We start from the raw sequence: 13,939 nt of genomic DNA on the forward strand, positions 1-13,939 counted from the left end.
GAACTGGCCGATGATGTGGAGCGTGAAGTCGGCAATATCCGCACCCAGGCTGATCTGTTGGAACAATTGCCGTTGCTTGGGGTGAAGGCCAGCGCCGACTCCAACACCGATGATTTCTCTGCGCTGATGGGCTTGGAAAACACCGAAAAAACCGAAGCCCAGGACACCGGCGTCGATCTCAAGCGCGAACTCAACAGCCTGTTGACCCGCTACCCCGCCGAACTCAAGCGCACCCGTGAACAGATCCAACAACGCGCCGACCTGGCCGCCAGCACCCACCTGAAAATCAATGCCGTGCAGCAAGCCATCGCCGGCCTGGAACCGGTGGTGCGCGCGCAGCACGGCAAGATCCAGGGCGAAGTGCGCCTGATGCAAGGCGTGATGATCGGCCTGATCCTGCTGATCGCACTGCTGATCGACACGCTGCAACGCCGCCTGGCGCGGGTGCTGACCAACCTGGCGCCGGCCTTGTTGACTTGGGCCGAAGGTGACTTCAGCCGGCCGATTGCCCTGGGCAAGACCAACCGCGAGTTGCACGATATCGAAGCCTCGTTGAACCGCCTGCGGGCCTACTTGGTTGACTTGGTTGGCACCATTCGCGGCAATGCCGAGGAAGTCGCAGGCAGCAGCCGCGCCCTCGCCGAACTGAGCAGCGGCCTGCACGACGGCGCCGAACGCCAGGCCGGGGATACCGCGCAGATCCGCGATTCGCTGGGCGAACTGGAAGCGACCATCCAGCAAGTCGCCGGCGATGCCAGCCAGGCTGCGGGCGCCAGCCGAAGTGCCGGCCAGGCGGTGGAACAAGGCCAGCGCGTGATCGGCCTGAGCCTGACCGGGCTGCACGCCCTGGTGGGCGAAGTGCAGCAAAACGCGCAGATGATCGAAAAACTCGCTGAAGAATCCGCCACCATCGGCGGCGTGCTGACCGTGATTCGCGCCATTGCCGACCAGACCAACTTGCTGGCCCTCAACGCGGCCATCGAGGCCGCGCGCGCTGGTGAGGCCGGCCGTGGTTTTGCCGTGGTCGCCGACGAGGTCCGTTCGCTGGCCCAGCGTACCGCCGGGGCCACGGCAGAAATCCAGACCTTGATCGCCGGCCTGCAAAACGCCGCCCACCAATCCGTGCAAGGCATGCGCGCTCAGGTCGAACATGCCGAAGCCACCGCCCAGCAGGCGCAGGCGGCGGACGGCGCGCTGGATGAAATCGTCGGCGCGATCCAGACCATTTCCGACACCGCCGTGCGTATCGCCGATGTGACCGCGCAGCAAAGTGGTGCCGTCAGTGAAATTCGCGACAACAGTGAGCGGATTCACCAGTTGGGCGAGGACAACTTGCTGCGGATTGGGCAGGGCCGCAGCCAGGGTGAACACTTGCTGGTGCTGGGTGGGCAACTCAATACGGCCGTCCAAGCCTTCCGCGTATAGCGTGCAGACGATCAAAACGGTAGGAGCCGGCTTGCCGGTGATAGGGCCCTCAAGATCACCATCGCCGGCAAGCCGGCTCCTACAGGAATGTGTGCCCGGCCTCACACATGACCGAATTCAGGGCCACAGTCACAAATTTCGCGCTATCCTCGGTAATCGTGCTGGCTACTGCATAGAACTGGACAGTCACAAAGGCTTTGCGGCATAGTCGCCGGGTTCTGCCGTACCCACATCAATAACAAGGAACAGCCGATGGCGACCTTACTGGTTCTTCACGGACCCAACCTGAACCTGCTCGGCACCCGTGAACCGGGCGTCTACGGGGCAGTCACCCTGGACCAGATCAACCTCGATCTTGAACGCAGGGCGCGTGAAGCCGGCCACCATCTGCTCTACCTGCAAAGCAATGCCGAGTACGAATTGATTGATCGTATCCATGCCGCGCGCGGCGAAGGCGTGGACTTTATCCTGATCAATCCCGCCGCTTTTACGCATACAAGCGTTGCATTACGTGACGCGCTGCTGGCGGTGAGCATCCCATTCATCGAAGTGCATTTGTCGAACGTGCACAAACGCGAACCTTTCCGCCATCACTCTTACTTCTCCGACGTAGCGGTAGGAGTGATCTGCGGCCTTGGCGCCAGCGGTTACCGACTGGCCCTGGAGGCCGCCCTGGAACAGCTTGAAGAACAGGCCAAGCGCCCCTGACCGACCCTTGGGAGTTGATGATTCATGGATATCCGTAAAGTTAAGAAACTGATCGAACTGCTGGAAGAATCCGGTATCGACGAGCTGGAAATCAAGGAAGGCGAAGAGTCCGTACGGATCAGCCGTCACAGCAAGACCCCGGCCCAACAGTTCTACGCGCCACAGATGCAAGCGCCGGCTCCGGCCGCTGCTGCACCTGCTGCCGCCCCCGCTGCTGCCGCTGCACCTGCCGCCCCAGCCGCGCCTGCGCTGAACGGCTTCGTGGTCAAGTCGCCAATGGTCGGTACCTTCTACCGCACCCCGGCACCGACCTCGCCAGCCTTCGTTGAAGTCGGCGCGACCGTGAAAGTGGGCGACACCATCTGCATCGTGGAAGCGATGAAGATGATGAACCACATCACGGCCGAAAAAGCCGGCGTCATCGAATCCATCCTGGTAGAAAACGGTCAGCCGGTTGAGTACGACCAGCCGCTGTTCACCATCGTTTGAACCGCGGAGCGCCTTCGATGTTGAAACCTGCGAAGAAACTGCAAAAAGTCCTGATCGCCAACCGCGGCGAGATCGCGCTGCGTATCCTGCGCGCCTGTAAGGAAGAGGGCATCAAGACCGTCGCTGTTTACTCGACGGCCGATACCGAATTGATGCACGTGAAACTGGCGGACGAAAGCATCTGCATCGGCCCGCCACTGGCCACGAACTCGTACCTGAAAGTCTCGAACATCATCGCTGCCGCTGAAGTGACCGGCGCTGATGGCATCCACCCGGGCTACGGCTTCCTCGCGGAAAACGCCGATTTCGCCGAACAGGTGGAAAAATCCGGGTTTGCCTTCATCGGCCCGAAAGCCGAAACCATTCGCCTGATGGGCGACAAGGTCTCGGCCAAGGACGCCATGATCGCCGCCGGTGTACCTACTGTTCCTGGTTCCGACGGCCCACTGCCTGAAGACGAGGCAACCGCCCTGCGCATTGGTCGCGAAGTCGGTTACCCGGTGATCATCAAGGCCGCCGGTGGCGGTGGTGGTCGCGGCATGCGCGTGGTGCACAAGGAAGAAGACCTGATCGAAGCCGCCAAGCAGACTCGCTCCGAAGCGGGCGCCTGGTTCGGCAACCCGATGGTCTACCTGGAGAAGTACCTCACCAACCCACGTCACGTGGAAGTGCAGGTACTGTCCGACGGCCAGGGCCACGCCATCCACCTGGGCGACCGTGACTGCTCGCTGCAGCGCCGTCACCAGAAGGTGTTGGAAGAAGCGCCGGCACCGGGCCTGGATGAAAAGGCTCGCCAGGAAGTCCTGGCTCGTTGCGTCAAGGCGTGCATCGACATCAACTACCGTGGCGCCGGTACCTTTGAGTTCCTCTACGAGAACGGTCGTTTCTACTTCATCGAGATGAACACTCGCGTGCAGGTAGAGCACCCGGTTTCGGAGATGGTCACCGGTATCGACATCGTCAAGGAGATGCTGAGCATCGCCGCCGGCAACCCGCTGTCCTTCACCCAGGACGACGTGAAGATGCACGGCCACTCCCTGGAGTGTCGCATCAACGCCGAAGACCCGAAAACCTTTATCCCAAGTCCAGGCCTGGTCAAGCATTTCCATGCACCCGGCGGCAACGGCGTTCGCGTCGATTCGCACCTGTACAGCGGCTACAAGGTTCCGTCCAACTACGACTCGCTGATCGGCAAGCTGATCACCTGGGGCGCCACCCGCGACGAGGCCATGGCCCGTATGCGCAACGCCCTGGACGAAATCGTGGTCGACGGCATCAAGACCAACATCCCGCTGCATCGGGACCTGGTCCGTGATGAAGGCTTCTGCGAAGGTGGTGTGAACATTCACTACCTGGAACACAAGCTGGCTAACCAGTAAGTGCTCTGAAACAACAAAGCCGCCCTCGGGCGGCTTTGTTGTTTCAGAGCACTTACTGTGTAGGAGCCGGCTTGCCGGCTCCTACAGGTTCGGTGTCGTGTTCTGCCGATCATTCGCGTGTCCAGTACAGTCGTCTTATTACGCGCGCTCGCGTAAACTTGCGCCCTTTCGCAGCCCCACCCCGCTGCACACTCATTTTTTTCAAAGGTGCCCGCCATGCCTTGGCTGCAAGTCCGTCTCGCCATCAGCCCAGAACAAGCCGAAACCTATGAAGACGCTTTCCTCGAAGTAGGCGCTGTCTCGGTCACGTTCATGGACGCCGAAGACCAACCGATCTTCGAGCCGGAACTGAACACCACCCCGCTGTGGTCGCACACCCATTTGCTGGCCCTGTTCGAAGACGGCACCGATGCCGCCGCCGTGCTGGCCCATATGGAATTGCTCACCGGCAGCCCGCTGCCCGAGCATCACAGTGAAATCATCGAAGACCAGGACTGGGAACGCAGCTGGATGGACAACTTCCAGCCGATGCGTTTCGGCCAGCGCCTGTGGATCGTGCCAAGCTGGCACGCCGCGCCTGAGCCGGATGCCGTCAACCTGCTGCTGGACCCGGGCCTGGCGTTCGGCACCGGCACTCACCCGACCACCGCGCTGTGCCTGGAATGGCTGGATGGCCAGGACCTGACCGACAGCCACGTGCTGGACTTCGGCTGCGGCTCGGGGATCCTGGCGATTGCAGCCCTGCTGCTGGGCGCCAAGGAAGCCGTGGGCACCGATATCGACGTGCAAGCCCTGGAAGCCTCCCGCGACAACGCCGGGCGCAACAACATCCCGGAAGGCAAATTCCCACTCTACCTGCCGGAGCAATTGCCCCAGGTGCAGGCCGACGTGCTGGTGGCCAACATCCTCGCCGGCCCGCTGGTGTCACTGGCACCGCAGCTGTCGAGCCTGGTCAAGCCGGGTGGCCGCCTGGCGCTGTCGGGCATCCTGGCCGAGCAAGGCGAAGACGTTGCCGCCGCCTACGCGAAGGATTTCGAGCTGGATCCGATCGCCAACCGTGATGGCTGGGTACGCATCAGCGGTCGTCGGCGCTAGAATGAGCGCTTGCCTGAATCGGATGGCCGCATGACCGACAGTTTCGTCACCCAGTGCCCGCATTGCCAATCGCGTTTTCGCGTCAGTCACGCTCAATTGAGCGTGGCCCGCGGCGTGGTTCGCTGCGGCTCGTGCCTGCAAGTGTTCAACGCCGCTCGCCAATTGCTGGAGCAGCGCGCAGCCGGCACCGCCGCGCCTGAGCTGCCGGCGGCGACCGAGCGGGAGCCGGAACCGCCGCGGGCAATCAGCCAGAAACAGTGGACGGCCGAAGAGCTGGACCTGGATAACCTGGACCTGGACGAAGAACTGGCCAAGCTGGAACGCCGCGAGATTCAACACACACTGCCCGTCAGCGCGGAACGCCGCCAGGCGGGCGCTGATCGTCGCCAAAAGGAAGAGTCCCTCAGCGCCAGCCGTGACACGGTCAAGGCCGAAGAGGAAAAATGGGCCGCCAGCCTGTTCAGCGAGCCGCCCGAAGAGCGCCCCCCGGCCATTGAAACCGAGCCGACGCATACGCCGGCGAACCGGCAGCGCACCGAGCCGTCGATGTCGCTGCACGTTGACGATCTCGACGACGAACCGCCACTGCGCTCCACGCCAGACGATGACCACATCGACCCGCCGTTCACGCCGCTGACCAAAGCCGCCGAAGCCGCCGACCCCGACGAGCGCCCGCCCTTGCGGCGCAAACGCCCACGCCCTGACGCCAGCGTCCATGACGATGTGCTGCAGGACCTGGAAGACGACCCGCTGCATCTCTACGCGCAAAAACGCCCGTCGGGCTGGGGCCGTCGCCTGATCTGGCTGTTGCTGGTCCTGATCGCCGCCGCAGGCCTTGCAGGCCAGTACATTGCCTACCAATTCGACGACCTGGCCCGCCAGGACGCCTATCGCCCCTGGTTCCAGCAACTGTGCCCCACACTGGGCTGCACGGTGCCGTCGCGAGTCGATATCGCCCACATCAAGAGCAGCAACCTGGTGGTGCGCAGCCATCCGGATTTCGCCGGGGCGCTGGTGGTGGACGCGATCATCTACAACCGTGCGACCTTCTCCCAGCCCTTCCCGCTGCTGGAGCTGCGTTTCGCCGACCTGAACGGCAGCCTGATTGCCAGTCGTCGCTTCAAACCCGCCGAATACCTCAGCGGTGAGTTGGCCGGAGTAAGCGAAATGCCCTCGCAGACCCCGATCCATATCTCCCTGGATATCCTCGATCCGGGCAATAAAGCCGTGAATTACAGCCTGAGCTTTCACTCGCCCGAGTGAATCGGTTCACGCACTGAGGTTTGACGGCGGGTTATTGACTAAGCCCCGCGCAACCAAACCGACGGCGATAAAGAAATAACTGTTCAGATTTTATCCAATTCAGCCTTTATCCAGTCATCGAGAGCGGGTATCATGCCAACCCTTTTTCGAACTCTAATGATCCGGCCCCACAACAGGGAAGTCCTATGTCGGCGGTACGCATCGGCCCATACACATTGCAGAACGGCTTGATTCTCGCGCCTATGGCGGGCGTCACCGACCAGCCCTTTCGTCAGCTGTGCAAGCGTTTGGGCGCGGGTCTAGTAGTCTCGGAAATGGTCACCAGCGACATGAGCTTGTGGAACACCCGCAAGTCGCGGATGCGCATGATCCACGAAGGTGATCCCGAGCCCCGCTCGGTACAGATCGCCGGTGGTGATGCACAGATGCTGGCGGATGCGGCCCGGGCCAACGTGGAGTTGGGGGCGCAGATCATCGATATCAACATGGGCTGCCCGGCCAAGAAGGTCTGCAACAAGGCCGCCGGTTCCGCGCTGTTGAAAGATGAGCAGTTGGTTGCCGAGATCCTGCAGGCCGTTGTCGCCGCAGTCGATGTGCCGGTCACCCTGAAGATCCGTACCGGCTGGGACCGGGACAACAAGAACGGCCTGACGGTGGCGAAGATCGCCGAACAGGCAGGAATTACAGCGCTGGCGGTGCATGGCCGCACCCGCGCCGACCTTTACACCGGTGAAGCCGAGTACGACACCATCGCTGCGATCAAGCAGGCGGTGTCGATGCCGGTGTTTGCCAATGGCGACATCGATTCAGCCGAGAAAGCCCGGCGCGTGCTGCACGCCACCGGCGCCGATGGCTTGTTGATTGGCCGGGCTGCCCAGGGGCGGCCGTGGATTTTCCGTGAGATCGAGCATTTTCTGCGTACCGGTGAAGTGTTGCCGGCACCGGAGTTGGTCGAGGTGGAACGTATTCTGCTAGAGCATCTGGCCGCCCTGCACGCCTTCTATGGAGACGTGATGGGAGTACGCATTGCTCGCAAGCATGTCGGCTGGTATCTCGCAACCCTGCCGGGCGCCAGGGAGTTTCGCGCCCACTTCAATCGTTTGGATGATACGGAAGCACAGTGCGCCAACGTTCGTGAGTTCTTCAGCGAGCGTTACAAGAGCCTGAGGACAGGGGACGGAGAGGGGGTGGCCGCATGACGATGATGACCGAGACTTTAGTGAGTGGAACAACACCCGTGAGCGACAACGTCAATTTGAAACAGCACCTCAACACGCCGAGCGAAGAAGGCCAGACCCTTCGCGGGAGTGTCGAGAAGGCGCTGCACAATTATTTCGCCCACCTTGAGGGCGCTTCCGTCACGGACGTGTACAACCTGGTGCTCTCCGAAGTCGAGGCGCCCTTGCTCGAAAGCGTGATGAACTACGTCAAGGGCAACCAGACCAAAGCCAGTGAGCTGCTGGGCCTCAACCGTGGCACCTTGCGCAAAAAGCTCAAGCAATACGATTTGCTGTAAGCATTCAATCAAACCAGAAAGGCGCCCGCGTAAAAACGGTCGCCTTTTTTGCTGACTCCTTTGCTTTTGATGGAAATTGAAATGACCGACCAGACTACCCGCCTGCCGATCCGCCGCGCCTTGATCAGTGTTTCCGACAAGACCGGGATCCTCGAATTTGCCCGGGAGCTGGAAGCCCTGGGCGTGGAAATCCTCTCCACGGGCGGGACCTTCAAACTGCTGCAGGACAACGGCGTGGCCGCAGTGGAAGTGGCGGACTACACCGGTTTCGCAGAAATGATGGACGGTCGGGTCAAGACCCTGCACCCGAAAATCCACGGCGGCATCCTCGGCCGTCGCGGCACCGACGACGCGATCATGGCCGAACACGGCATCAAGCCGATCGACCTGGTGGCCGTTAACCTCTACCCGTTCGAAGCCACCATCAACAAGCCAGGCTGCGACCTGCCGACCGCCATCGAAAACATCGATATCGGCGGCCCGACCATGGTGCGCTCGGCAGCCAAGAACCACAAAGACGTGGCCATCGTGGTCAACGCCAGCGACTACGCCCAAGTGCTCGAAAGCCTGAAGGCCGGTGGCCTGACCTACGCCCAGCGTTTCGACCTGATGCTCAAGGCGTTCGAACACACCGCCGCCTACGACGGCATGATCGCCAACTACATGGGTACCGTGAACCAGGCCGCTGAAACCCTCAGCACCGAAGGTCGCAGCCAGTTCCCGCGCACCTTCAACAGCCAGTTCATCAAGGCCCAGGAAATGCGCTACGGCGAGAACCCGCACCAGAGCGCGGCGTTCTACGTTGAGGCCAAGCCGGCCGAAGTCGGCATCGCCACCGCGACCCAGCTGCAAGGCAAAGAGCTGTCCTACAACAACGTGGCCGACACCGACGCCGCGCTGGAATGTGTGAAGAGCTTCGTCAAGCCGGCCTGCGTGATCGTCAAGCACGCCAACCCATGCGGCGTGGCCGTGAGCCCGGACGCGGAAGGCGGTATTCGCCAGGCGTACGAACTGGCCTACGCCACCGACACCGAATCGGCGTTCGGCGGCATCATCGCTTTCAACCGTGAACTGGACGCCGAGACCGCCAAGGCGATCGTCGAGCGTCAGTTCGTTGAAGTGATCATCGCCCCAAGCGTCAGCGAAGAAGCCCGTGCCATCGTGGCGGCCAAAGCCAACGTGCGCCTGCTGGCCTGCGGCGAGTGGTCGGCTGACCGCGCAGCTGCCTGGGACTACAAGCGCGTCAACGGCGGCTTGCTGGTACAGAGCCGTGACATCGGCATGATCGGCAGCCAAGACCTGAAAGTGGTGACCAAACGCGCTCCGACCGAGCAAGAGATCAACGACCTGATCTTTGCCTGGAAAGTGGCCAAGTACGTGAAGTCCAACGCCATCGTCTACGCCAAGAACCGCCAGACCATCGGTGTCGGCGCCGGCCAGATGAGCCGCGTGAACTCGGCGCGTATCGCTGCGATCAAGGCCGAGCACGCTGGTTTGCAAGTGGTGGGTTCGGTAATGGCTTCCGACGCATTCTTCCCGTTCCGTGACGGCCTGGACAATGCCGCGAAAGCCGGCGTGACCGCCGTGATCCAACCGGGCGGCTCGATGCGTGATGCTGAAGTGATCGCCGCTGCTGATGAAGCCGGCATCGCCATGGTCTTCACCGGTATGCGCCACTTCCGCCACTGATCCAACATTGCCTGTTGGGCACTGGTTTCTGTAGGAGCTGGCTTGCCTGCGATAGCATCACCTCGGTGCTTGTTACACCGAGGCGCCAGCATCGCAGGCAAGCCAGCTCCCACAGAAAAGCGCCCACAGTGTTCCCAAGAATTTGCGTCATCCGAGGTTTTTGAAATGAATGTTTTGATCATTGGCAGCGGTGGCCGTGAACACGCCCTGGCCTGGAAAGTTGCCCAGGACCCGCGCGTCCAGAAAGTGTTCGTGGCCCCCGGCAACGCTGGCACCGCCATTGAAGCCAAGTGCGAGAACGTCGCGATCGACGTGCTGGCCCTTGAGCAGTTGGCAGATTTTGCTGAAAAGAATGTGTCCCTGACCATCGTCGGTCCGGAAGTCCCGCTGGTGGCCGGCGTCGTGGACCTGTTCCGCAGCCGTGGCCTGGATTGCTTCGGCCCAACCGCCGGTGCGGCCCAGCTGGAAGGTTCCAAGGCATTCACCAAGGACTTCCTGGCCCGCCACAAGATCCCGACCGCCGACTACCAGAACTTCACCGAGATCGAGCCGGCCCTGGCTTACCTGCGTGAAAAAGGTGCGCCGATCGTGATCAAGGCCGATGGCCTGGCCGCCGGCAAAGGCGTGATCGTCGCCATGACCCTGCAGGAAGCCGAAGACGCCGTGCGCGACATGCTCGCTGGCAACGCTTTTGGTGACGCCGGTTCACGCGTGGTGATCGAAGAGTTCCTCGACGGCGAAGAAGCCAGCTTCATCGTGATGGTCGACGGCAAGAACGTCTTGCCGATGGCCACCAGCCAGGACCACAAACGCGTCGGCGACGGCGACACCGGCCCGAACACCGGCGGCATGGGGGCCTACTCCCCTGCCCCAGTGGTCACCGCCGACGTGCACCAGCGCGTGATGGACCTGGTGATCTGGCCGACCGTGCGCGGCATGGCCGATGAAGGCAATGTGTACACCGGCTTCCTGTATGCCGGCCTGATGATCGACAAAGCCGGTAACCCGAAAGTCATCGAGTTCAACTGCCGCTTCGGCGATCCTGAAACCCAGCCGGTGATGCTGCGTCTGCAGTCGAGCCTGGTACTGCTGGTGGAAGCCGCCCTGGCCCAGGCCCTGGACAAGGTTGAAGCGCAGTGGGACCCACGGCCGAGCGTCGGCATTGTGCTGGCGGCCGGTGGTTACCCTGCCGACTACGCCAAGGGCGATGTCATTGAAGGCCTCGACGCCGCGGCTGCGCTGGAAGGCAAGGTGTTCCATGCGGGCACCGCGCTCAAGGATGGCAAGGTCGTGACCGCCGGTGGCCGCGTGTTGTGCGCAACCGCCATGGGCGCCAGTGTCGACGCCGCGCAGCAACAAGCGTACAAGCTGGCGGCGAAGATCGATTGGAACGGCTGTTTCTACCGCAAGGACATCGGCTACCGCGCCATCGCCCGTGAACGGGGCGAGAACCGCTAAGCAGCCGCCGTCAGTAGCTATCCGTTCGGCTAGGCAAGGGCCTCTGGCCCTTGCCGTATGCAGGCCTACCCGCGCATAGTTAACCCGTGCATCAACCTACGAAGGGATTTCGCCGTGCGCTGGCTCAGGATCGCCATAGGTTTTACTGTCAGCTTGCTGACACTGCTCTGCTTGCTCCCGGCCCAGGCCGCCGCGCAAGGCAGTGGCTGGGCAGTATTGCTTGATGAACAGGCCGACCTGCAACTGAGCGACATCCGTTCCTCGCGCTACACCAATCAATTCAGCCCCATCGAACTGGACCGCATTACCGCCGCGGAACCGGACGGTGCGTTGTGGGTACGTTTCAAACTGCAACCCGGCAAGCACGAACAAGTGCTGCGGGTATTCGCCCCGGACCTGTCACACCTGAGCCTCTATGTCCTGGACGGCGACACCCTGGTGGAACAGCAAAGCACCGGCACACGCCAGCCCCAGGCTGAGCGGCCGCTGCCCAGCAGTGACTTCATGCTACCGATGCCCCAGAGCCAGAAGCCCCTCGAGGTCTACCTGCGCCTGGTCTCGGAGCACGAACTGCGCCCCTACATCACCCTGGAACCGGCCGTGCTCGCCGCCGCCGACCAGACCCAGACGCTGATCTACGGCCTGCTGTTCGGCTGCCTGCTGATGCTGATCCTGCACAACCTGACGCGCTTCGCCTACCACCGCTCGCGCAGCAGCCTGTGGCTGGCGGCCTGCGAAGTGCTGTTGATGCTCAGCCTGGCACTGCTGCTCAACCTGGTGGGCCCGTGGCTGCCGAACTGGCATGCGATCCAGACCCCCGGCGCCTACCTGGCGCTGCTGCTGACCGCACCGTGCGGGCTGATGTTTGCCTACCGTTTCTTCATGCCATTGGGCCCGCACCCGCTGAACAAACTGTTGATGGCCGACATCCTGTTCATCGTGCTGTGCGGCCTGCTGCTGTTGTTCGTCAACACTTTGCCGCTGAACATCATCACCTACGCCCTGGTGGCCCTGGCGGGCTTGAGCATGCTGTTTATCTCGGCCTATCACTGGCAGAAAGGCTACCGCCCGGCACGCCTGTTCGTGGCAGCGATGGTGGTGTTCAACATCGGTACGCTGATCATCCTGCCGGCGCTGCTGGGCCTGACGATGGTCTCGCCCCAGGGCCTGATCGTCACGCTGCTGGCCTTTATCTGCCTCAGCGGCCTGTTGATGAGCCTGGCGTTGGGCGAACGCCAGCGCGCAATTGTCGAGGCACGCTTCAGCCTCAGCCGCGACCTGGCGGCGAGCAACGCCGAGATCGCCGCCAAGGCCGAGTTCCTGGCCAAGATCAGCCATGAGATCCGCACCCCCATGAACGGCGTGCTGGGCATGACCGAGCTGCTGCTGGGCACGCCGCTGTCGGTAAAGCAGCGCGACTATGTGCAGACCATCCACAGCGCCGGCAACGAACTGCTCACGCTGATCAACGAAATCCTCGATATCTCCAAGCTGGAGTCCGGCCAGATCGAATTGGACGACGTGCAATTCGACCTCAATGCGCTGATCGAAGACTGCCTGAGTATCTTCCGCGCCAAGGCCGAGCAGCAGAACGTCGAGCTGATCAGCTTTATCCAGCCCCAGGTGCCTCGCGTGATCAGTGGCGACCCGACACGCCTGCGTCAGGCCATGTTGAGCCTGCTGGAAAACGCCTTGCAAAAGACCGACGAGGGCGAAGTGCTGATCGTCGTCGCCCTCGATGACCGCAGCACCAAGCCGCGCTTGCGCATTGCCGTACAAGACAGCGGCCTGCCCATGGAAGCGGCCGAGCGCGACGCCCTGCTGCACAGCGAACTGCACAGCAAGAATTTCTTCTCGGCCACCCGCCTGAACGGTCACCTGGGCCTGGTCATCGCCCGCCAATTGATCCTGTTGATGAACGGCGAGTTCGGCATCAAGAGCGGCAGCCACCAGGGCAGCACCCTGTGGCTGACCCTGCCGCTGGACCCGCAACGCCTGGAACACCCGACCTCCGACCTCGACGGCCCACTCAAAGGCGCACGGGTGCTGGTGGTGGACGACAACGACACCTGCCGCAAAGTGCTGGTGCAACAGTGCTCGGCCTGGGGACTGAACGTGAGCGCGGTGCCCTCGGGCAAGGAAGCCCTGGCGTTGCTGCGAACCAAGGCGCACCTGCGTGACTACTTCGACGTGGTGCTGCTGGACCAGAACATGCCCGGCATGACCGGCATGCAACTGGCAGCGAAGATCAAGGAAGACCCGAGCCTGAACCATGACATCCTGCTGATCATGCTCACCGGCATCAGTAATGCGCCGAGCAAGATCATCGCGCGCAATTGCGGGATCAAGCGCATCCTCGCCAAGCCCGTGGCCGGCTACACGCTCAAGACCACCCTGGCCGACGAACTGACCCAGCGCAGCAAAGGCAACATCCCGCCACGCCCGGTCCTCAACGCCCCGGCGGCCGTCACCGTGCCCAGCGATTTCCGTATCCTGGTGGCCGAAGACAACAGCATTTCCACCAAGGTGATCCGCGGCATGCTCGGCAAGCTCAACCTCAACCCGGACACCGCCAGCAACGGCGAAGAAGCTTTGGAAGCGATGAAGGCCCAGCGCTATGACCTGGTGTTGATGGATTGTGAAATGCCGATCCTCGATGGCTTCTCGGCCACCCAGCAACTGCGTGCATGGGAAGTCAGCCACCAGCGCATTCGCACCCCGGTGGTGGCGTTGACGGCGCACATTCTGTCGGAACATAAAGAACGCGCACGCCAGGCCGGAATGGATGGGCACATGGCCAAGCCGGTGGAGTTGTCGCAGTTGCGCGAGCTGGTGGAGTTCTGGGTGGCGCAGCGCCAACAGCGCCCAGAACACGCGCCCTCCTGACCTGAAACACGACCTCCCGTAGGAGCTGGCT

At 62.2% G+C, this 13,939-nt stretch carries 11 protein-coding genes; all 11 read left to right on the forward strand.

Features of this window, described 5'->3' with window-relative positions; genetic code table 11:
* Window positions 1–876 precede the first annotated feature (876 nt).
* The 11 genes from AC0IYN_RS07365 to AC0IYN_RS07415 all read left to right on the forward strand — a co-directional run bounded on the left by AC0IYN_RS07365 (window position 877) and on the right by AC0IYN_RS07415 (window position 13,908).
* Window positions 877–1,425 (forward strand): methyl-accepting chemotaxis protein, encoded by a 549-nt coding sequence (locus tag AC0IYN_RS07365; protein WP_371857068.1) that lies wholly within the window; start codon window positions 877–879, stop codon window positions 1,423–1,425.
* A 252-nt stretch (window positions 1,426–1,677) separates the two neighbouring features.
* Window positions 1,678–2,133 carry a type II 3-dehydroquinate dehydratase gene (gene aroQ / locus AC0IYN_RS07370; RefSeq protein ID WP_003171482.1) on the forward strand — a complete coding sequence of 152 codons (456 nt, stop codon included), beginning with the start codon at window positions 1,678–1,680 and terminating at the stop codon, window positions 2,131–2,133.
* A gap of 24 nt (window positions 2,134–2,157) precedes the next feature.
* The gene (gene accB, locus AC0IYN_RS07375; protein WP_010213489.1) at window positions 2,158–2,622 is read left to right on the forward strand and encodes an acetyl-CoA carboxylase biotin carboxyl carrier protein; all 465 of its coding nucleotides are present in this window, start codon (window positions 2,158–2,160) and stop codon (window positions 2,620–2,622) included.
* 17 nt (window positions 2,623–2,639) lie between these two features.
* Complete coding sequence (gene accC, locus AC0IYN_RS07380) at window positions 2,640–4,001, forward strand: acetyl-CoA carboxylase biotin carboxylase subunit (RefSeq protein WP_025857634.1); 1,362 nt, start codon at window positions 2,640–2,642, stop codon at window positions 3,999–4,001.
* Window positions 4,002–4,217: 216 nt separating this feature from the next.
* Window positions 4,218–5,096: a 50S ribosomal protein L11 methyltransferase gene (gene prmA, locus AC0IYN_RS07385; RefSeq protein ID WP_457239010.1), complete on the forward strand. Its 879-nt coding sequence runs from the start codon at window positions 4,218–4,220 to the stop codon at window positions 5,094–5,096.
* Window positions 5,097–5,126: 30 nt separating this feature from the next.
* Complete coding sequence (locus AC0IYN_RS07390) at window positions 5,127–6,359, forward strand: DUF3426 domain-containing protein (RefSeq protein WP_457248215.1); 1,233 nt, start codon at window positions 5,127–5,129, stop codon at window positions 6,357–6,359.
* A 185-nt stretch (window positions 6,360–6,544) separates the two neighbouring features.
* A complete protein-coding gene (gene dusB, locus AC0IYN_RS07395) occupies window positions 6,545–7,558 on the forward strand; it encodes a tRNA dihydrouridine synthase DusB (RefSeq protein ID WP_099493459.1) in 1,014 nt (337 codons plus the stop codon).
* Window positions 7,555–7,875 carry a DNA-binding transcriptional regulator Fis gene (gene fis / locus AC0IYN_RS07400; protein WP_002555375.1) on the forward strand — a complete coding sequence of 107 codons (321 nt, stop codon included), beginning with the start codon at window positions 7,555–7,557 and terminating at the stop codon, window positions 7,873–7,875. The genes dusB and fis overlap by 4 nt, the downstream gene beginning before the upstream one ends.
* A gap of 81 nt (window positions 7,876–7,956) precedes the next feature.
* The gene (gene purH, locus AC0IYN_RS07405; protein ID WP_471840939.1) at window positions 7,957–9,564 is read left to right on the forward strand and encodes a bifunctional phosphoribosylaminoimidazolecarboxamide formyltransferase/IMP cyclohydrolase; all 1,608 of its coding nucleotides are present in this window, start codon (window positions 7,957–7,959) and stop codon (window positions 9,562–9,564) included.
* 165 nt (window positions 9,565–9,729) lie between these two features.
* Window positions 9,730–11,022, forward strand: coding sequence for a phosphoribosylamine--glycine ligase (purD, locus tag AC0IYN_RS07410; protein WP_457239012.1), 1,293 nt, complete (start codon window positions 9,730–9,732; stop codon window positions 11,020–11,022).
* Between the two features lie 114 nt (window positions 11,023–11,136).
* Complete coding sequence (locus AC0IYN_RS07415; RefSeq protein ID WP_406599270.1) at window positions 11,137–13,908, forward strand: hybrid sensor histidine kinase/response regulator; 2,772 nt, start codon at window positions 11,137–11,139, stop codon at window positions 13,906–13,908.
* Window positions 13,909–13,939: the final 31 nt, after the last annotated feature.

It is taken from the genome of Pseudomonas sp. AC112, from assembly GCF_979253545.1.

Excerpts from the sequence above, each read along its gene's own strand:
- aroQ (WP_003171482.1), top strand. The coding sequence starts at position 1,678 with ATGGCGACCTTACTGGTTCTTCACGGACCCAACCTGAACCTGCTCGGC.
- prmA (WP_457239010.1), top strand. The coding sequence starts at position 4,218 with ATGCCTTGGCTGCAAGTCCGTCTCGCCATCAGCCCAGAACAAGCCGAA.
- fis (WP_002555375.1), top strand. The coding sequence starts at position 7,555 with ATGACGATGATGACCGAGACTTTAGTGAGTGGAACAACACCCGTGAGC.
- dusB (WP_099493459.1), top strand. The coding sequence starts at position 6,545 with ATGTCGGCGGTACGCATCGGCCCATACACATTGCAGAACGGCTTGATT.
- purD (WP_457239012.1), top strand. The coding sequence starts at position 9,730 with ATGAATGTTTTGATCATTGGCAGCGGTGGCCGTGAACACGCCCTGGCC.
- AC0IYN_RS07390 (WP_457248215.1), top strand. The coding sequence starts at position 5,127 with ATGACCGACAGTTTCGTCACCCAGTGCCCGCATTGCCAATCGCGTTTT.
- accC (WP_025857634.1), top strand. The coding sequence starts at position 2,640 with ATGTTGAAACCTGCGAAGAAACTGCAAAAAGTCCTGATCGCCAACCGC.
- purH (WP_471840939.1), top strand. The coding sequence starts at position 7,957 with ATGACCGACCAGACTACCCGCCTGCCGATCCGCCGCGCCTTGATCAGT.
- accB (WP_010213489.1), top strand. The coding sequence starts at position 2,158 with ATGGATATCCGTAAAGTTAAGAAACTGATCGAACTGCTGGAAGAATCC.
- AC0IYN_RS07365 (WP_371857068.1), top strand. The coding sequence starts at position 877 with ATGATCGAAAAACTCGCTGAAGAATCCGCCACCATCGGCGGCGTGCTG.